This window comes from Pseudomonas putida, assembly GCF_002741075.1.
Lineage (GTDB): Bacteria > Pseudomonadota > Gammaproteobacteria > Pseudomonadales > Pseudomonadaceae > Aquipseudomonas > Aquipseudomonas putida_T.
This window is the reverse complement of the sequence record NZ_CP016634.1, coordinates 5,268,485-5,287,622: the sequence shown is the minus strand read 5'-3', so window position 1 is coordinate 5,287,622 and position 19,138 is coordinate 5,268,485. Positions and strand designations below refer to the sequence as shown.

Sequence of the window (19,138 nt, the reverse complement as noted above, 5' to 3'; positions counted from 1 at the left end):
GCGGGATTATAACGAGGGTTTGAGGTGGGTGCCATCTGAAAGATCTGATAGTGCTATGCGAAGGAAGGTGGCGGCGAATTCCTCTGGCGGCAGAGGCAGGCTGACGATGTAGCCCTGGATCTGCTCGCAACCTTCGCAGGCGAGGAAGTTTTGCTGCGCCTGGTTCTCCACGCCTTCGGCAATGATGGTCAGCTGCATACTGCGCCCCAGGGCGATGATCGCGCGGGTGATGGCGACATCATGAGGATCGTTGGGCAGGCCGCGAATGAATGACTGGTCAATCTTGAGAATGTCCAAGGGCAGGCGTTTCAGGTAGCTCAAGGACGAATAGCCGGTGCCGAAGTCGTCGATGGCCAGTTGCACACCCAGTGCCTTTAGCTGGTGAAGGATGGCCAAGGCTTCCTCGGCCTGGCTCATGATGAAGTTCTCGGTGATTTCCAGCTGTAAATCCCCGGCCTTGAGCTGGTAGGTCTTGAGCAGGTATTCGATGCGTCTGGCCAGGTTGGGCTGGCGCAGCTGAGCGCCGGCGAGGTTGATCGACAAGGGGCCGAACGGCGCGTAGGTGTTCTTCCAGGCGTACATCTGCCGGCAGGCCTGCTCCAGTACCCAATCGCCCAACTGTAAGATGGTGCCGTTCTCTTCAGCCAGGTGGATGAACTGCTCTGGTGGGACGTCGCCAAGAGTGGGATGACGCCAGCGGATCAAGGCCTCGGCACCGACAAGGTTCTGGGTCTTGAGACTGAACTTGGGTTGGAAGCACAAGCTCATTTCGTTGCGCTCGATGGCGCGGCGCAGTTCATGTTCCAGGGCGATGCGCTCGCTGGCCTGGGCGGTCAGGTCGCGGGTATAGGCCTCGACCCGGTTGCGGCCCTTGGCCTTGGAGCGGTACATGGCCGCGTCGGCGTTGCGGATCAGATTGGCGACATCGGTGCCGTCCTGTGGATAAAGGCTGATGCCGATACTGGCGCTTGTGAAGAACTCATGTTCCCCGGCCTCGAACGGGGCGTGGAAGCAGGCCAGCAATTTATTGGCGATGGCGCTGGCATCGCTTGGACGATGCAGGCCCGGCAGAAGGATGATGAATTCATCGCCGCCCAGCCGCGCCACGGTGTCCAAGTCACGGACCTGCTCTTTGAGGCGCTGGGCGATGCCTCTTAGCAGCAGATCGCCGACCGGGTGGCCGAGGCTGTCGTTGATGTGCTTGAAACGATCCAGATCAAGGAACAACACCGCGCCTTGGCGGTTGGCCACCTGTGTGCAAGTGAGGGCGGCCTGCAGGCGTTTTTCGAACAGTGCACGGTTGGGCAGACCCGTGAGCGGGTCGTGATGAGCCTGGTAGTCGAGCTTGGCTTGGGCGAGCTTGAGGCTGGATATGTCGGCGAAAACGGCCACGAAGTGAGTGATTTCGTGCTCGCGATTGCGCACCGCGCTGATGGTCAGCCAGCCGGGATAGAACTCGCCATTCTTGCGCTTGTTGTAGATCTCGCCTTGCCAATGCCCTTCGGCAGTCAACTGATGCCACATGGCGGCATAGAAGGCGCTGTCGTGCTGGCCGGAGGCGAGCAGGCGCGGGGTTTGCCCAAGGGCTTCGATCTCGCTGTAGCCGGTGATCTCGCTGAAGGCGCGGTTGACCGCGCTGATGTGCTGGTCGGGATCGGTGATCAGCACGCCTTCGGCGGTGTTCTCGAACACGGTGGCGGCCAGTTGGAGTTTTTCCTGCATCAGGTGGCGCTCAGTGATGTCCCGGGCGATGGTCAGCATGCAGTCGGTGCTTTCTATTGGCAGCGGTCTTGCAGACAGCTCACACAGACGGATCTGCCCGTCACTGCGTCGGATATGACAACTGAAGTCCCGCACGAAACCGTCGCGTTGCAGTTGCTCGATCAGGCGCTTGCGTTCGTTGAGGTCGACCCAGATGCCCAGGTCCAGGGAGGTCTGGTCCAGAGCTGGATTGATGTCGTAGCCGGTCAGGCGACAAAACCCTTCGTTCACTTCGAGCAACAAACCGTCGCTCTGGCGCGACAACAGCAAGCCGTCGGGTGAGGCATGGAAGGCCTTGGCGAATTTTTCCTCGGAGGTCTGCAATTGCTGCTGGGTTTCTTTCAGTTGGCTGATGTCGCGTACCGCCACGACCATGGCGCGGGTGCCATCGAGGTCGAAGGTCTCGGCAGAAGTCAGGCCCGTGAACACCTGACCGTTGCTGCGGCGAAAGCTCATTTCCAGGTTGCGTATGCCGCCTTGCTGCAGGCGTTCGAGCAGGGCTGGGCCTGCGCCGGTCACAGCCCACAGGTCCAGTTCAGTCGTGGTTCGACCGATCACCTGTCCGGGACTCAGGCCGATCTGTTCCTCGAAGGCTTCGTTGACCTCCAGCAGACAGCCGTCGCTGTGGCGGGCGATCACCAGGATGTCCGGGCATTGCTGGAACACCGAGGCAAACTTCTGCTCCGACAGGCGCAGGGCGTCTTCAGTGCGTTTGGTTTCGCTGATGTCGATCATCAAGCCCCGCAGCAAGGGGCGGTGGCCATGCTCGATCATGCTGACGATATTGCGCACCCAGAGGGCGTGACCGTCGGCGCGGATTACCCGGTAGTCGAGGCTGTGGTCACGCCCGGCGGCGGTTTCGCTGTCGCAATAGGCCTGAGCCCAGAGCGCATCTTCAGGGTGCAGTATGCTGCGCCAGAAGCCCGGCCGCAGCCAATCGCTCAACGGGTAGCCGAGGAGGTCTTCGGCATGGGGGGAGACGTAGCTGTAGGTGAAGTCGTTGGCATCAGCCTCCCAGGCGATGGCGGACAGGCTTTCGACCAGGCTGCGGTAGTGATACTCGCTGCTGCGCAGCTCCTGTTCGAGGGCGATGCGCCGGGAAATCTCCGAACTCAGGCGGCGATTGATGCGGATGACTACCGCCAGTCCGGCAAGCAGCAGCAGAACCGCAGGCAGCCCGTAGAGCAGCATGTCGTTCCAGAACGACCGTTGATCGACCACGTTGCCGACCCAGCGTTGCTGGATGCGGCTGATTTCTGCCGCGGTCATGTCGGCCATGACCTTGTCGAGAATGCCGACCAGAATCTTGTTGTCCTTCTGGACGGCCATGGCCAGTTGATAGCGGTAGGGCGTCTCACCGCTGACGTACAAGCCATCGAGCTTGAGTTGACGCAAGGCCCAGATGCTCGAGGCGAGGTCGCCGACCACTGCGTCCACTTCATCTGTCGCCAGGGCCTGGAGGGAGGAGCTGACGTTGGGCAGCGCCACCAGGTTCAGGTCCGGGTGTTGGGTGCGCAGCAGTTCATGGGGTGCGTAGTTCTCCACCACGGCCACTTTCAACCCGTAAAGGTCTTCCAGGGTACGGGGTTGCGGCCCCCCTTTGTGGGCCAGGATGACAATAGGGAAGTCGAGGTAGGGGCGGGTGAAGGCGAGGTATTTCTGACGTTCCGGGGTCGACATGATGCCTGGAAGCACGTCGAGCCGGTTTTCCTTCGCCTGCTGGAGTACCTCGGTCCAGTTGCTGGGCTCGATCGGCTTGAGCGATATGCCCAGACGTTCCTGGATCAGGCTGATGTAATCGGCGGCCAATCCCTGGTAACGGCCGTCCTGGTCGCGAAACTCGAAGGGCGGCCAGGAGGCGTCGACGCCCAGGCGCAGATTTGTGTGAGCGCTGAGCCAGGACTTTTCTTCATCGGTCAGGGTCAGGGCGCCGGCCGTTGTGTGCCACACAAGCAGAATCAGCAACAGAAGGGCCGGCACAAAGGACATAGCGGCCTCTCATTCAGGTGGTCTGACTTCGAGTGTAGACGTGCAATGGGTGAGGGGAGAGGCGATCGTGTCAAGGATTGTCACTTGCCTGAAAAGAAAAACCCCGGCCTGGGCCGGGGTTTCTCATCACTCGTCGAGGAAGGAGCGCAGATGCTCGCTTCGCGTCGGGTGGCGCAACTTGCGCAGCGCCTTGGCTTCGATCTGACGGATCCGCTCGCGGGTCACGTCGAACTGCTTGCCTACCTCTTCGAGGGTGTGGTCGGTGTTCATGTCGATACCGAAACGCATGCGCAGCACCTTGGCTTCGCGTGCGGTCAGGCCCGAGAGCACGTCGCGGGTAGCTTCCTTGAGGCTTTCGACCGTGGCCACGTCGATCGGGGACTGCATGGTCGAGTCCTCGATGAAGTCGCCCAGGTGCGAATCTTCGTCGTCACCGATCGGGGTTTCCATGGAGATCGGCTCCTTGGCGATCTTCAACACCTTACGGATCTTGTCCTCAGGCATTTCCATGCGCTCACCCAGCTCTTCCGGCGTCGGTTCGCGACCCATTTCCTGCAGCATCTGGCGGGAAATACGGTTGAGCTTGTTGATCGTCTCGATCATGTGCACCGGAATACGGATGGTGCGCGCCTGGTCGGCGATCGAGCGGGTGATCGCCTGGCGAATCCACCAGGTGGCGTACGTCGAGAACTTGTAGCCACGACGGTATTCGAACTTGTCCACCGCCTTCATCAGGCCGATGTTGCCTTCCTGAATCAAGTCCAGGAATTGCAGACCACGGTTGGTGTACTTCTTGGCGATGGAGATCACCAGACGCAGGTTCGCCTCGACCATTTCTTTCTTGGCGCGACGGGCCTTGGCCTCGCCGATCGACATGCGACGGTTGATTTCCTTGATCTCGGCGACGGTCAGACCGGTTTCGCTCTCAAGGTCGATCAGCTTCTGCTGGCAGGCGACGATCGCAGCGTCTTTCTCACCCAGGGCGGCAGCCCACTTGGTGTTGCGCTTGGACAGGTCACCGCTCCAGGTCTGGTCGGTTTCGTTGCTCGGGAACAGGCGCAGGAAGTCAGCGCGAGGCATGCGAGCGTCACGGACGCACAGCTGCATGATGGCGCGTTCCTGGGCACGCAGGCGTTCCAGGGCGCTGCGCACGCGCTCGACCAGAACGTCGAACTGCTTGGGCACCAGTTTGATGGGCATGAACAGGTCTGCCAGCGCCTGGAGGGCTTCGATGCTCTCCTTGCCGCTGCGACCGTGTTTCTTCAGGATCTTACCGGTGGCCTGGAGCTGATCGGCGACGGCGCCGAAACGCTGGCGGGCGACTTCCGGATCCGGGCCGCTTTCGCCCTCGTCCTCGCTGTCGTCGCTGCTTTCTTCGCTTTCTTCTTCGTCGTCGTCTTCTTCCTTGGCGGCTGCGGCCTTGGCGCCCGGGATCGGCACTTCTTCGGTCGGTGCGGCGATGTTGTCGTCAGGGTCGATGTAACCACTGAGGACATCGGACAGACGGCCACCTTCGGTGGTGACGCGATCGTATTCGCTGAGGATGTAGTCGACAGTCCCCGGGAAATGGGCGATGGCGCCCATGACTTCGCGAATGCCTTCCTCGATGCGCTTGGCGATTTCGATCTCGCCTTCGCGGGTCAGCAGCTCGACTGTACCCATCTCGCGCATGTACATGCGCACCGGGTCGGTCGTGCGGCCGATATCGGTTTCGACTGCCGCCAACGCTGCGGCGGCTTCTTCGGCTGCGGCTTCGTCGGTGTCGGCTTCCGCCAACAGCAGGGCATCCGCATCCGGAGCACTCTCGAATACGTTGATCCCCATGTCGTTGATCATGCGGATGATGTCTTCCACCTGTTCCGGATCTGAAATATCCTCAGGCAGGTGGTCGTTGACCTCCGCGTAAGTCAGGTAGCCCTGCTCACGACCGCGGGTGATCAACTCTTTGATACGAGATTGCTGTTGCGCTTTTCCGGACATAACACCCTATCCACTGAAGGTCTTGGCGGGCAAAAAACAAGCCGAGGATTATACCCGAGCATGGACCTCACGCGCCAGATGAGGTCGGGGTTTGTGCGGGAACATTCCGGCTCAGCAGGGCGAGGAGCTGCGATTTTTCCTCGGTGCTCAACTCGCTTTGACGTGCTTTCCTGAGCAGATGTTCCAGGCTGCGCTCGCGTTGGCGGGCGGACAAGCTAGTTATAGTGTCGAAAAACTGTTGTTCAAGGTTGTCGGCATCGATCAGCCATTCCTTTTCCGCCAGGGCCCGCAACAGGCGGCCTTGTTCGGTGCCGTGCCAACGTGCGATCAACTGCATTGAGCTTAGCTTAGGATTCTTCTGTGCGGCTTCGATCAGGGCCACCAGCAGTTGGCTGTAGAGGTGCTCTTCGTCGGCAAAATGGCTGGCATCTTCCACCTTTCTGGCCAGCAGCGGGTAATGCAGCAGGGTGCGCAGGGCCGACAGGGTCGGTGGCTCGACCGGCGCAGGGACGCGCGGCGGCGCTTCGCCACGCTGGCCGTCACGTTGCCAAGGTTTGCCGCCTTTCTTGTCCCAGGGCTTGCCATCCCACGGTTTCTTTGCACCCTTGTTCGGCGTCCATGGCCGCTGTTCCTGCTGGGCGGGCGCGTAGTCGGGCTGATGCGCATCGCTGTAGTCAGGGGTGTAGCTGGCCATGGCGTCATAGTCATAGCCTGGGTCGTAGTCAGGCACGCTGGGCGCTGGCGCGTGTTGTGCCAATTGCTCGACCTGCTGAGGGTCGAGGCCGGTGATTTCCTTCAAGCGATTGCGCATGAGCTGACGCAAGTTGGCGCCCGGGATCTTCTCGATCAGCGGTGCGGCCAATGTAGCCATGTGCGCCTTGCCTTCCAGCGAGCGAGGGTCTGCCTCGTTGCTCAATTGCTCGAAGAAGTAGTCCGCCAGCGGCTGGGCATGCTGATTGATGCGAGCCATGAAGGCGTCGGTGCCTTCGGCGCGGACCAGGCTGTCCGGGTCTTCACCTTCGGGGAGAAACAGAAAGCGCGCCCTGCGCCCGTCCTGCAGGCTGGCCAGGGTGGACTCCAGGGCGCGCCAGGCGGCTTTGCGGCCTGCCTGGTCGCCGTCGAAGCAGAACAGGACACTCGGTACCACGCGAAACAGGCGCTTGAGATGCTCTTCGCTGGTCGCGGTGCCGAGTGTTGCCACCGCGTTGCGCAGGCCTTGCTGGGCCAGGGCGATGACGTCCATATAGCCCTCTACCACGATGATCTCATCGAGGTTTCGGTTGTGCTTTCGTGCTTCGAACAGGCCGTAGAGCTCTTGGCCTTTGTGGAAGACTGGGGTTTCCGGGGAGTTCAGGTACTTGGGCTTGTCATCACCCAGGACCCGTCCGCCAAAGGCGATGACTCTGCCGCGGCTGTCGCGGATTGGAAACATCACCCGGTCGCGGAAGCGGTCGTAGCGCTTGCCGCTCTCGGCGTTTTCGATCAACAGGCCTGCGTCGATCATCACTTTCTGTTGCAGGCTGTCGGCACCCAGGTGTTTGAGCAGATTGTCCCAGCCCGGTGGTGCGAAGCCCAGGCCGAAGTCGCGGGCGATCTCGCCCGATAGGCCCCGGCCCTTGAGGTAGTCCACAGCCGCTTTGCGGGTCGGGTGAGCACGCAACGCCTGGCGATAGAACTCGGCAGCGGCTTCGAGCAGCGGGTAGAGCGGTGAGTCGGTGGGCTGGCGGGGCTTCTGTCCGCGTCGGCCTTCCTCTCGTGGCACTTCCATGCCCGCAGCGCGGGCTAGTTCCTCCACGGCCTGGGGAAAGTCCAGGTTGTCGTGGTCCATGACGAAACCGAGCGCGTTGCCACCGGCGCCGCAGCCGAAGCAATAATAGAACTGCTTGTCGGGGCTGACGGTAAAGGAGGGGCTTTTCTCCTTGTGGAACGGGCAGCAGGCGGAGAGATTCTTACCGGTTTTCTTCAGTTGGACGCGCGAACTCACCACGTCGACGATGTCGGTGCGGTTGAGGAGGTCGTCGATGAAGCTTTGGGGAATCAGCCCGGCCATGGCAGTCTCGTCATCTGGCAACTGGCAAGTCTAATCGCTACGCGCGGGTTCGGGGCGAGTAGTGCGGTGCGGGAAGTGTGAGGAAAAATGTGCTCGTCAGCCACGGAGGGCTCGTCAGTCAGGACGTGCACGACTGGTCGAAGACCAGCTCTGACGTGTTCAGGCAGGTTGCCCCGAAGTTGTTGCAAGGGGCACCTCGGGCGTAAGCCTGAGGTTTGAAACAACCGCTGCCATCAACCCGGCACAGGGCCGGGCGGGGCAGAAGCTTTGCGTAGAACGTCTGTATTAGTACAGACGAACGGCGCGGCGCTGTTCGCGCTGAACCTTCTTGGCGTGACGCTTTACAGCGGCAGCAGCTTTGCGCTTGCGCTCGGCGGTCGGCTTCTCATAAAACTCGCGGCTACGAACTTCAGCCAGTACACCGGCTTTTTCGCAGGAGCGCTTGAAACGACGCAGAGCTACGTCGAAGGGTTCGTTCTCTTTAACTTTGACGGCTGGCATCCAGGGCTACCTTCATTCATTACCGGGGTAGACGTGCTCCTGGCAAAACAAAAAGGTGTGCTGGAGAACGTCGGTTTTCAAGGGTTGCGGATGTTAACCCTTAGCTGGCCGGAATGCAAAGCCTCTGATCGAAAACCGCTGGTCGGCATGGGGCACGAGGACTATCATGCGCGCCTTCGAATTCAGCCTCGACAAGGCACGGACCCATGCTAGTACTGGGATTGGAAACATCCTGCGACGAAACCGGCGTCGCATTATATGACAGCGAACGCGGCCTTTTGGCCGACGCACTGTTCAGTCAGATTGACTTGCACCGCGTCTATGGCGGCGTTGTGCCTGAGCTGGCCTCGCGTGATCACGTCAAACGCATGCTGCCGTTGATCCGCCAGGTGCTGGCCGAGGCCGACTGCGTTGCCACCGAGATCGACGCGATTGCCTACACCGCAGGCCCCGGCCTGGTCGGCGCCCTGCTGGTGGGGGCTTCCTGCGCCCAGGCGCTGGCGTTCGCGTGGGACATCCCGGCGATCGGCGTGCATCACATGGAAGGCCATTTGCTGGCGCCCATGTTGGAAGAAACCCCGCCACAGTTCCCGTTCGTCGCCTTGTTGGTTTCTGGCGGCCATACCCAGCTGGTACGGGTCGATGGCATCGGCCAATACGAGCTGCTCGGCGAAAGCCTGGACGATGCGGCAGGCGAGGCGTTCGACAAGACGGCCAAGCTGATCGGGCTGAACTACCCCGGCGGCCCGGAAATCGCTCGCCTGGCCGAGAAAGGCGCGCCGGGGCGTTTCGTGTTCCCGCGGCCGATGACCGATCGTCCGGGCCTGGAATTCAGTTTCAGTGGGCTGAAGACCTTCGCCCTGAATACCTGGCAGCAATGCCGAGACGCGGGCGATGACAGCGAGCAGACCCGTTGCGACCTTTCGCTGGCGTTCCAGCAGGCGGTGGTCGAGACATTGACGATCAAGTGCAAGCGCGCACTCAAGCAAACGGGCCTCAAGCGTCTGGTGATCGCCGGCGGCGTGAGTGCCAACAAGGCCCTGCGCGCCTCCCTGGAAACCATGCTCGCCAGTCTTCATGGCAACGTTTACTACGCGCGGCCCCAGTTCTGCACTGACAACGGCGCGATGATCGCCTATGCCGGTTGCCAGCGGCTGCTGGCCGGACAACGTCAGGATCTGGCGATCAGCGTGCAAGCGCGCTGGCCGATGGAGCAGTTGTCGGCTGTGTGAGGTGAGGTATTGCCGGGCAGACTATTCAGAAATGTCGTTCGCGCCCGGCAAACAGGTCGCGTAGATTGCTGCGGTGGCGCCAGACGATGAGTACCGTAAGCACGGTGATTGGCAGTAGTGCCTCGGGCTCGCGCCACGCCAGCAATGGCAGCGTCAATGGTGTGGCAATCAAGGCAGCGAGGGAGCTGGTGCGGGTGAGGTAGAAGGTCAGCAGCCAGGCGGCAATGGCCAGCAAGGCAGCAGGGAAGTAGAGGCCCATGAGCATGCCGGCCGCGGTGGCCACACCCTTGCCGCCCTTGAAGCAGAAATACAGCGGGAACAGATGGCCGATGACCGCGCAAAGGCCGATCCAGGCTTGCTCTTGCAAGCCGAGGCCGGCCAGTTGGGCGAGCAGCACGGGCAACAGCCCCTTGCACAGGTCGCCCAGCAGGGTCAGGATCGCCAGCTTGCGGCCCGCCAGGCGTAGCATGTTGGTAGCGCCGGCATTGCCTGAACCGCTGGAGCGCGGGTCCGGGCTGCCGCTGAGGCGGCTGAGGACGATGGCGAAGGACAGAGAGCCGAGCAGGTAGGCAAGCAGCGCCAATAACCAAAACATGCTAACTATTCCGGGCGAGGACGCCTTGATTCTAACGGCGCCAGTCGCCCTTGTCGTGCTGTGGAGAGAAGTGCTTGGACAGAGTGTTCATCGAAGGCCTGGAAGTCGATACCGTCATCGGTGCCTATGACTGGGAGCGGGATATTCGCCAGTGCCTGCGCCTGGACCTGAGTTTCGCCTGGGACAACCGCCCGGCGGCGGCAGGTGACGACCTGAACCTGGCCCTGGACTATGCCAGTGTGAGTGCGCGTATCCAGGCGTTCGCCGAGCAGGCCCGTTACGAACTGGTGGAAACCTTCGCCGAACGCCTGGTTGCGGTGCTGATGGATGAGTTCAACATCCCTTGGGTACGCCTGAAGCTGACCAAGCCGGGCGCCGTGCCGGCGGCCCGCGGCGGTGTTGGCGTGGAGATCGAGCGCGGATGTCTTTGAGCACGGTTTACCTGGGCCTTGGCAGCAACATCGACCGGCAGGCGCACCTGTGCGCCGGTCTCGATGCCCTGGCGGGCTGTCTGCAGGACATGCATTGCTCGCCAGTGTTCGAGAGCCAGGCGGTAGGCATCAAGAGCGGGCCTTTCTACAACCTGGTGGTGACCGGTAAGACCGACCTGCCGTTGCTGGAGTTGGACCGCCGGCTGAAGTTCATCGAGGCGGACAACGGCCGCTATGCGCCCGAGCGCAAGGGCCTGCCGCTGGATATCGACGTGTTGATGTACGACGACTTATTGGGGACGTTCAACGGCCTGGTGTTGCCGCGGGCTGAAATCCTCAAGAACGCCTTCGTGCTGTGGCCCCTGTCGTTGATTGCGCCTGAGTTGGTGCATCCTGGTGAGGGCAAGAGCATGGCTCAGCTGTGGCAGGAGGCCCGTATCGATCAAGTGCTGGCGCCTGTTCCGTTCGAGTGGCGCGGGTTGCAATTGACGCCCCGGTAGCGCGTGCCGCACCCCGCTGTGTGAGCGCAAGCCCGCTCACACAGCAAGCAACTCAGCGTTGCATGTAGGCCCCGAGTGCCGCCAGCCGCGCTTCCTTCAGTGCCTCGCCCAGTGCCTGCCCGGTCAGGCCTTTTTCCACCAACGCCTTCACATCAACCGCCTTGGCCACCGCCGCCGCGCCGCGCAGGTAGTCGGCCTGTGGATAGACCTGTTCGCCTCGGCTGAGCGCTAGCGCCTGGCAGGCGGCAATGAAATCCTCCAAACGCTGGGGGCGCCGATAGACGTCGAACTTCTGCAGCAATTCCAGCAAGTGGGCAGCGTTCAGTTGCAGGGCGCCATGGCACAGGGCCTGGCATTCCACGACCAGCAGGGCCAGTTCCTGACATTCCCGGGGCGCCTTGAAACGCTGGTTGAGTGCCTTGGCCTGGTTCAGGTCAACAAGCTCATGCAGCAGGCAGGCCCAGCGCACATTGAGCGGCTGCTGCGCGCGGGCTGCTTGCTCCAGCGCTTGCAGGGTGCGACTTTGCCGTTGGTCCAGCAGCGCGTCCACCTCCGGCATCAGTATCCTCAGGGCGCCGCATTCACGTAGCACCTGGATGAACACTTGCGGTTGATCTTCCATCAGCGCCCGTTCGATTTCCTTCCAGCTGCGCTCAGCGGTCAGCGCCTGTAACTCGCCCGATGCGCTGATCTGGCGCATCAGTTCGAGCGTTTCGTCGGCGACATGGAAGCCCAGCGGCGCATAGCGGGCGGCGAAGCGGGCCACGCGCAGCACGCGCAGGGGATCTTCGGCGAATGCCGGGGAAACGTGACGCAATAGGCGAAGATCCAAGTCAGTCTTGCCATGGTAGGGGTCGTACAGGTTGCCCTGTTCATCTTCGGCCATGGCATTGATGGTGAGGTCCCGACGGATCAAGTCCTCTTCGAGCGTCACCTCAGGGCTGGCATGGAAGGTGAAACCGCCATAGCCCCGCCCGCTCTTGCGTTCGGTACGGGCCAAGGCGTATTCCTCGCCCGTGCGTGGATGGATGAATACTGGGAAATCGGCCCCGACCGGGCGATAGCCCAGGGCCTGCATCTGTTCGACCGTGGCGCCGACCACCAGCCAGTCGATATCGCTGACCGGGCGCCCGAGCAGGCGGTCGCGCACCGCGCCACCGACTTTGTAGATCTGCATGTAGAACCTCCGTGACTGCCGACAGGATAACCTGTCGGCAGTCACGGAGGTGGCTCTCAGAGGTGGTGGACCACCGCCAGGTCCATGCGACCGTATTCGCCTGCTTCGCTCTGGTCGCCTCGGGGCGGCATGTGATGGGTTTTCATCACCTGGTCGCCTTGCACGGTTTCCAGGTGGATATCGAAGCCCCACAGGCGATGCAGGTGCTTGAGCACCTCTTCGGTAGAGTCGCCCAGCGGTTTGCGATTGTGTTGTTGGTGGCGCAGGGTCAGGGAGCGATCGCCACGGCGGTCGATGCTCCAGATCTGCACGTTGGGTTCGCGATTGCCCAGGTTGTACTGGGCGGCCAGTTGTTCACGGATGATCCGGTAGCCTGCTTCGTCGTGGATCGCCGGTACCAGCAGGTCGTCGCGTTGGTCGTCATCGAGGATGCTGAACAGCTTGAGGTCACGCATCACCTTGGGCGAGAGGTACTGCAGGATGAAGCTTTCATCCTTGAAGCTGCTCATGGCGAACTTGAGGGTGGAAAGCCAGTCGCTACCGGCAATGTCAGGGAACCAGCGTCGATCTTCTTCCGTAGGGTTTTCGCACATGCGACGGATGTCCGTGTACATGGCAAAGCCCAGGGCATAGGGGTTGATGCCGCTGTAGTAAGGGCTGTCGAAGCCCGGCTGGAACACCACGCTGGTGTGCGACTGCAAGAACTCCATCATGAAGCCTTCGGTCACCAGGCCTTCATCGTACAGGTCGTTCATCAGGGTGTAGTGCCAGAACGTCGCCCACCCTTCGTTCATGACCTGGGTCTGGCGCTGTGGATAAAAGTACTGGGCGATCTTGCGCACGATGCGCACCACTTCGCGCTGCCAGGGCTCAAGCAGGGGCGCGTGTTTTTCGATGAAATAGAGGATGTTTTCCTGCGGTTCGGCGGGGAAGCGCACATCATCGCGCTCGTTGCCTTTTTCCGACCCCTTGGGAATGGTTCGCCACAGGTCGTTGATCTGGCGTTGCAAGTGCTCCTCGCGTTCCTTCTGCCGGCGGCGTTCTTCCTCGGCGGAGATAGGGTAGGGGCGTTTGTAGCGGTCGACGCCATAGTTCATGAGAGCATGGCAGGAGTCGATGAGGTCTTCGACGGCATCGATGCCATGGCGCTCCTCGCACTGAGCGATGTACTGCTTGGCGAACACCAGGTAGTCAATGATCGAGCTGGCGTCTGTCCAGGTGCGGAACAGGTAGTTGCCCTTGAAGAAGCTGTTGTGGCCATAGCAGGCGTGGGCGATCACCAGTGCCTGCATGCACATGGTGTTCTCTTCCATCAGATAGGCGATGCACGGGTCGGAGTTGATCACGATCTCGTAGGCCAGGCCCATCTGGCCGCGGCTGTATGACTTCTCCGTACTGAGGAACTGCTTGCCGTAGGACCAATGGTGATAGCCCAGCGGCATGCCGACGGAAGCATAGGCATCCATCATCTGCTCGGCGGTGATCACCTCGATCTGGTTGGGGTAGGTGTCCAGGGCGTAACGCTCGGCCAAGCGGCTGATTTCGCGGTCATAGGCCTGGATCAGCTCGAACGTCCACTCGGACCCGGTGGAAATGGGTTGGCGTCTCTGCTCTCTGGCGGTCATGTGGCTAACCTGCGCTGGAAGAGTTCACGGAAGACCGGGTAGATGTCTCCGGCCGATACCAACTGCTGCTGGGCAAAGGTATCTGGGAATGCCTCGCCGATGCGCTCGTATTCGTACCACAGCGCCTGATGCTCGCGAGGGGTGATCTCGACGTAAGTGTAGTACTGCACATGCGGCATGATCTGCTTGGAGAGGATCTCGCGGCAGATCGGTGAGTCGTCGTTCCAGTTGTCGCCGTCCGAGGCTTGGGCGGCGTAGATGTTCCAATCGCTGGCCGGGTAGCGTTCGGCCATGATCTCCTGCATCAGCTTGAGTGCGCTGGAGACGATGGTGCCGCCGGTTTCACGGGAATAGAAGAACTCTTCCTCGTCCACTTCGCGCGCGCTGGTGTGGTGGCGAATGAACACCACCTCGATGCGGTCGTAGTTCCGCTTGAGGAAGAGGTAAAGGAGGATGAAGAACCGCTTGGCGATGTCCTTGGTGGCCTGGGTCATGGAGCCGGAGACGTCCATCAGGCAGAACATCACGGCCTTGGAGCTGGGGTTGGGCTGTTTGACCAGCAGGTTGTATTTAAGGTCGAAGGTGTCGAGGAAGGGCAGGCGGTTGATGCGCGCCTTCAGGCGTTCGATCTCGGCTTCCGTCGCCTGGATATCCGTGAAGTTGTCCGGCTCCTCGACTGTCAGGCGGGCGAGTTCTGCCTGGGCTTCGCGCAGCAGGGCGCGGCTGCTGCCGGTCAGGGCGATGCGCCTGGCGTGTGCCGAGCGCAGGGTGCGCACGATGTTGATGCGCGAGGGGTTGCCCTCGTTGGCGATGCCGGCGCGCACGGTCTTGAAGGTGTCGGCGCCGGTCAGGTGACGTTTGACCAGGTTGGGCAGCTCCAAGTCCTCGAACATGAATTCGAGGAACTCTTCCTGGGTGATCTGGAACACGAAATCATCCATGCCCTCCCCGGAGTTGCCGGCCTTGCCGCGTCCGCCACCCCCTCCGCCGCCCTGTGGCCGGGGGATGTGCTCGCCTGCGGTGAATTCTTTGTTGCCGGGATGGATGATGGTCTGTTTGCCGCCACGACCATGGTGCAGCACGGGTTCGTCGATATCACGACCCGGAATGCTGATCTGCTCGCCATGCTCCATGTCCATGATGGAGCGGCGGCTCACGGCCTCTTCGACGGCTTTCTTGATGTGCTCACGGTACCGCCGCAAGAAGCGTTGGCGGTTGACCGTGCTCTTGTTCTTGCCGTTCAGGCGTCGGTCGATTACGTAGCTCATGGTCCCTCCGGTGACTGGATGCAGCCGCAAGCCTCAAGCTTCAAGCTGCAAGAATGAGCAGCCACCGCTGCCGCAAGCTGGGACGCGAGCCTGAGCCCTGCGCCGAACAGCTTGCAGCGTGCGGCTTGTCGCTTGCCGCCTTATTGCGATTTCCTGACCCGCAGATACCATTCCGACAGCAGGCGAACCTGTTTGTCGGTGTAGCCACGTTCCACCATCCGGGTGACGAAGTCGTTGTGTTTCTGTTGATCCTCCTTGCTGGCCTTGGCGTTGAAGCTGATGACCGGCAGCAGGTCTTCGGTGTTGGAGAACATTTTCTTCTCGATCACCACGCGCAGTTTCTCGTAGCTCAGCCAGCTCGGATTCTTGCCGTTGTTGTTGGCTCGGGCCCGTAGCACGAAGTTGACGATCTCGTTGCGGAAGTCTTTCGGGTTGCTGATGCCCGCCGGCTTCTCGATCTTCTCCAGCTCTTCGTTGAGAGCGATGCGGTTGAGGATCTCGCCGGTTTCCGGATCGCGGTATTCCTGGTCCTGAATCCAGAAGTCGGCGTACAGCACATAGCGGTCGAAAATGTTCTGGCCGTACTCGCTGTAGGACTCGAGATAGGCGGTCTGGATTTCCTTGCCGATGAACTCGATGTAGCGCGGCGCCAGGTATTCCTTGAGATAGCGCAGGTAGCGCTCGCGTACTTCGGCCGGGAACTGCTCCTGTTCGATTTGCTGTTCGAGCACATAGAGCAGGTGCACCGGGTTGGCGGCGATTTCATGCGGATCGAAGTTGAACACCTTGGAGAGGATCTTGAAGGCGAACCGGGTCGACAGGCCGTTCATGCCTTCATCGACACCGGCCGCGTCGCGATATTCCTGGATCGACTTGGCCTTCGGATCGGTATCCTTGAGATTCTCGCCGTCGTAGACACGCATCTTCGAATAGATGTTGGAGTTCTCAGGCTCCTTCAAGCGCGACAGCACGGTGAACTGAGCAAGCATCTTCAGGGTGTCCGGTGCGCAGTGCGCCTTGGCCAGCGAGCTGTTGATCAGCAGCTTGTCGTAGATCTTCACTTCGTCGCTGACGCGCAGGCAGTACGGCACCTTGACGATGTAGATCCGGTCGATGAACGCCTCGTTGTTCTTGTTGTTGCGGAAGGTGTGCCACTCCGATTCGTTGGAGTGGGCCAGCAGGATCCCGGAGTAGGGGATCGCGCCGAGGCCTTCGGTGCTGTTGTAGTTGCCTTCCTGGGTGGCGGTGAGCAGTGGGTGCAGGACCTTGATCGGCGCCTTGAACATCTCGACGAACTCCATCAGGCCCTGGTTCGCCCGGCACAGCGCGCCCGAGTAGCTGTAGGCATCGGCGTCGTTCTGCGGGAATTCCTCGAGCTTGCGGATATCCACCTTGCCGACCAGCGCAGAGATGTCCTGGTTGTTCTCATCGCCGGGTTCGGTCTTGGCGATGGCGATCTGGTTGAGGATGGAGGGGTAGAGCTTGACCACCCGGAACTTGGAGATATCGCCGCCGAATTCCTGCAGGCGCTTGGTAGCCCAGGGGGACATGATGGTGTTCAGGTAGCGGCGCGGGATGCCGAATTCTTCTTCGAGAATGGCACCGTCCTCGCTGGCGTTGAACAGCCCCAGGGGCGATTCGAACACCGGAGAGCCTTTGATGGCGTAGAAGGGGACCTTCTCCATGAGCTGCTTGAGTTTCTCGGCCAGGGACGATTTACCACCCCCCACCGGGCCCAGCAGGTACAGGATCTGTTTCTTCTCCTCCAGGCCCTGTGCGGCATGGCGGAAGTAGGAGACGATCTGGTCGATGCATTCTTCCATGCCGTGGAAGTCGGCAAAGGCCGGATAGCGGCGGATCACCTTGTTGGAGAAGATTCGCGACAGCCTGGAGTTCGTTGAGGTATCGACCAGCTCTGGTTCGCCGATGGCCAGCAACAGCCGTTCGGCCGCCGATGCATAGGCACTGCGATCCTCTTTGCACAGCTCGAGGTACTCCTGCAGCGAGAATTCTTCCTGGCGGGTTGACTCGAAACGTTGTTGGAAGTGGCTAAAAATGCTCATGACGTCACCTCGCTCGATACGTGGAGCCGACGCCGGATCAGTCAGCATGATGCTGGCATGCAACCGGGCTGGCCGATTGCTGTATACCCCCCAGAACACCCGTAGAAACGCTACCGATGACCCGCACGCCGGTGTACCGGCTCTCCCCTTTTTTGGATGGCCTGGGCTTAAGGATAGTTGGTTATACGGGAGGTCAAGGGCGCGAGGCCGAGAAGATACTCACGACCGTTCGTCAGGAAAGGCCCAAGCCCGCACGTGGCGCGGGCTGCGGGAAAATGAAAAAAATTATTCGGCGCCGCCTTGAGCGGTTTCGGCCGGGTAGGTGTTGCGCCACAGCTCGAAGCCGCCGTCGAGGCTGTACACCTCGGAAAAGCCCTGGCCCGCCAGATAGGCCGCCGCGCTCTGGCTGGAGTTGCCGTGGTAGCAGACCACGAGGGTCGGTGCATCGAGGTCGGCATTGCGGATGAACTCCGCGACCGAATGGTTATCCAGATGTGTGGCGCCGCTGATATGGCCGGCGGCAAAAGCCTGTGGGTCGCGAATGTCGACGACCACCGCACCTTGCTCACGCAAGGCCTGGGCCTGCTCGGGAGGGATGCGTTTGAATTCGCTCATGGGGCGGTTTCCTTCGGGGCTGATCGTTAAGTCTAGTCGGTTATGCCGGTTGGCGTGGGGTGCCGTCGTCGGCGCACTCGCAGCGGTGGAATTCGCCGCTGTCGACGTTGTACAGGGTCATGGCGCCACCCCATACACAGCCGGTGTCCAGGCCGATGACGTCTGGGACATCGACACGCCCTTCCAGAGCGGCCCAATGGCCAAAGATGATCTTCACATGACGTGAGCGTCGGTCCTTGTGGGCGAACCAGGGCTTGTAGCCCTTGGGAGCGGTATCCAGACCTTCCTTGCTCTTCAGATCGAGCTTGCCCTCGGCGGTACAGAAGCGCATGCGGGTGAAGTAGTTGGTGATCACCCGCAGGCGTTCGACGCCGGTCAGGTTCTTGCTCCACTTGTTCGGCTCGTTGCCGTACATGCCATCGAGGTAGAGCTTCAGGCGGGTGTCATCGCGCAGCACTTCCTCCACCTCGGCCGCCAGTTCGAGGGCCTTGCCCAGGGTCCACTGGGGCGGGATACCGGCATGGACCATGGCGATGCCGCGCGACTCGTCATAGTGCAGCAGCTTTTGCTGACGCAGCCAGTCGAACAACTGGTCGGCGTCTGGCGCTTCGATGATCTCGCGCAGGGTATCGCTCTTCTTCAGGCGCTCGACGTTGTTCCAGGCCGCCAGCAGGTGCAGGTCATGGTTGCCCAGTACGCACACCAGCGATTGGCGGATCGAATAAAGAAAGCGCAGGGTCTCGAGTGACTCTGGGCCGCGGTTGACCAGGTCGCCCACCAGCCACAGACGGTCCACCGCTGGGTTGAAGTGCACGCGTTCGAGCAGGCACTTGAGTGGCTGCAGACAGCCCTGCAGGTCGCCGACCGCGTACACCGCCATCAGTGCAGTGCTCCAGGTACGGCCAGGCGGAACGGCGCGATGGGGGCGTCGAAGTGTTTGCCGTCCTCGGCGAACATCTGGTAGCTGCCCTGCATGGTACCGACGCGGGTCGTGAGCACCGCCCCGCTGCTGTAGGTGTGGCTGTCGCCAGGCTCGATGAGCGGCTGTTGGCCGACCACGCCTGCTCCACGAACCTCTTCGACTTCTCCGTCACCATTGGTGATCAGCCAGTGGCGCGAAAGTAGCCGGGCCTTGAGCGTGCCGTTGTTCTGCACTGTGATGGTGTAGGCGAAGGCAAAGCGGTCGTTGTCGGGATCGGATTGTTCTTTGAGGTAACGGGTCACGACGCTGACGTCGATCTGGTAGCGGGGGTCTGACATGCAAAGGCCTTGGACGAGCGGACGCAAATACTGCAATGGTTGCAGTCTAGGCCATGGATGGGGGCGTAGGCCAGTTGTGTCGGGCTTGGCG

15 protein-coding genes are annotated in these 19,138 nt (G+C 61.2%); 3 read left to right on the top strand and 12 right to left on the bottom strand.

Annotated elements, in window-relative coordinates:
- Window positions 1-6: 6 nt before the first annotated feature.
- The 4 genes from IEC33019_RS24750 to rpsU form a co-directional block, all read right to left on the bottom strand.
- Window positions 7-3,750: a bifunctional diguanylate cyclase/phosphodiesterase gene (locus IEC33019_RS24750; RefSeq protein ID WP_070090667.1), complete on the bottom strand. Its 3,744-nt coding sequence runs from the start codon at window positions 3,748-3,750 to the stop codon at window positions 7-9.
- Window positions 3,751-3,876: 126 nt separating this feature from the next.
- A complete protein-coding gene (gene rpoD, locus IEC33019_RS24745; protein ID WP_070090666.1) occupies window positions 3,877-5,730 on the bottom strand; it encodes an RNA polymerase sigma factor RpoD in 1,854 nt (617 codons plus the stop codon).
- A gap of 67 nt (window positions 5,731-5,797) precedes the next feature.
- On the bottom strand, window positions 5,798-7,780 hold the full coding sequence (gene dnaG, locus IEC33019_RS24740; RefSeq protein ID WP_070090665.1) for a DNA primase: 1,983 nt from the start codon (window positions 7,778-7,780) through the stop codon (window positions 5,798-5,800).
- 285 nt (window positions 7,781-8,065) lie between these two features.
- The gene (gene rpsU / locus IEC33019_RS24735) at window positions 8,066-8,281 is read right to left on the bottom strand and encodes a 30S ribosomal protein S21 (RefSeq protein WP_003255575.1); all 216 of its coding nucleotides are present in this window, start codon (window positions 8,279-8,281) and stop codon (window positions 8,066-8,068) included.
- Window positions 8,282-8,487: 206 nt separating this feature from the next.
- Here rpsU and tsaD point away from each other — a divergent pair, with 206 nt between their 5' ends.
- Complete coding sequence (gene tsaD, locus IEC33019_RS24730) at window positions 8,488-9,513, top strand: tRNA (adenosine(37)-N6)-threonylcarbamoyltransferase complex transferase subunit TsaD (protein ID WP_070090664.1); 1,026 nt, start codon at window positions 8,488-8,490, stop codon at window positions 9,511-9,513.
- A 25-nt stretch (window positions 9,514-9,538) separates the two neighbouring features.
- Here tsaD and plsY read toward each other — a convergent pair whose 3' ends face one another.
- Complete coding sequence (gene plsY / locus IEC33019_RS24725) at window positions 9,539-10,108, bottom strand: glycerol-3-phosphate 1-O-acyltransferase PlsY (protein WP_043210374.1); 570 nt, start codon at window positions 10,106-10,108, stop codon at window positions 9,539-9,541.
- Window positions 10,109-10,182: 74 nt separating this feature from the next.
- On the opposite strand from plsY, the gene folB reads away from it, so the two are divergent.
- Both folB and folK read left to right on the top strand, forming a co-directional pair.
- Complete coding sequence (gene folB, locus IEC33019_RS24720; protein WP_070090663.1) at window positions 10,183-10,539, top strand: dihydroneopterin aldolase; 357 nt, start codon at window positions 10,183-10,185, stop codon at window positions 10,537-10,539.
- Window positions 10,530-11,039, top strand: a complete 510-nt coding sequence (gene folK / locus IEC33019_RS24715; RefSeq protein ID WP_070090662.1) for a 2-amino-4-hydroxy-6-hydroxymethyldihydropteridine diphosphokinase — start codon at window positions 10,530-10,532, stop codon at window positions 11,037-11,039. Before folB ends, folK begins: the two co-directional genes overlap by 10 nt.
- Before the next feature lie 52 nt (window positions 11,040-11,091).
- Here folK and IEC33019_RS24710 read toward each other — a convergent pair whose 3' ends face one another.
- From IEC33019_RS24710 to apaG, 7 genes are all read right to left on the bottom strand, one after another.
- A complete protein-coding gene (locus IEC33019_RS24710; protein WP_070090661.1) occupies window positions 11,092-12,216 on the bottom strand; it encodes a multifunctional CCA addition/repair protein in 1,125 nt (374 codons plus the stop codon).
- A gap of 56 nt (window positions 12,217-12,272) precedes the next feature.
- Window positions 12,273-13,841, bottom strand: coding sequence for a SpoVR family protein (locus IEC33019_RS24705; RefSeq protein ID WP_070090660.1), 1,569 nt, complete (start codon window positions 13,839-13,841; stop codon window positions 12,273-12,275).
- On the bottom strand, window positions 13,838-15,109 hold the full coding sequence (locus tag IEC33019_RS24700; RefSeq protein ID WP_070090659.1) for a YeaH/YhbH family protein: 1,272 nt from the start codon (window positions 15,107-15,109) through the stop codon (window positions 13,838-13,840). Before IEC33019_RS24700 ends, IEC33019_RS24705 begins: the two co-directional genes overlap by 4 nt.
- 140 nt (window positions 15,110-15,249) lie before the next feature.
- The gene (locus IEC33019_RS24695) at window positions 15,250-17,172 is read right to left on the bottom strand and encodes a PrkA family serine protein kinase (protein ID WP_043210384.1); all 1,923 of its coding nucleotides are present in this window, start codon (window positions 17,170-17,172) and stop codon (window positions 15,250-15,252) included.
- Between the two features lie 285 nt (window positions 17,173-17,457).
- The gene (gene glpE, locus IEC33019_RS24690) at window positions 17,458-17,787 is read right to left on the bottom strand and encodes a thiosulfate sulfurtransferase GlpE (protein ID WP_070090658.1); all 330 of its coding nucleotides are present in this window, start codon (window positions 17,785-17,787) and stop codon (window positions 17,458-17,460) included.
- Between the two features lie 40 nt (window positions 17,788-17,827).
- Entirely contained in the window at window positions 17,828-18,667 is an 840-nt protein-coding gene (locus IEC33019_RS24685) for a symmetrical bis(5'-nucleosyl)-tetraphosphatase (protein ID WP_070090657.1), read from the bottom strand.
- A complete protein-coding gene (gene apaG, locus IEC33019_RS24680; RefSeq protein WP_070090656.1) occupies window positions 18,667-19,047 on the bottom strand; it encodes a Co2+/Mg2+ efflux protein ApaG in 381 nt (126 codons plus the stop codon). Before apaG ends, IEC33019_RS24685 begins: the two co-directional genes overlap by 1 nt.
- Window positions 19,048-19,138: the final 91 nt, after the last annotated feature.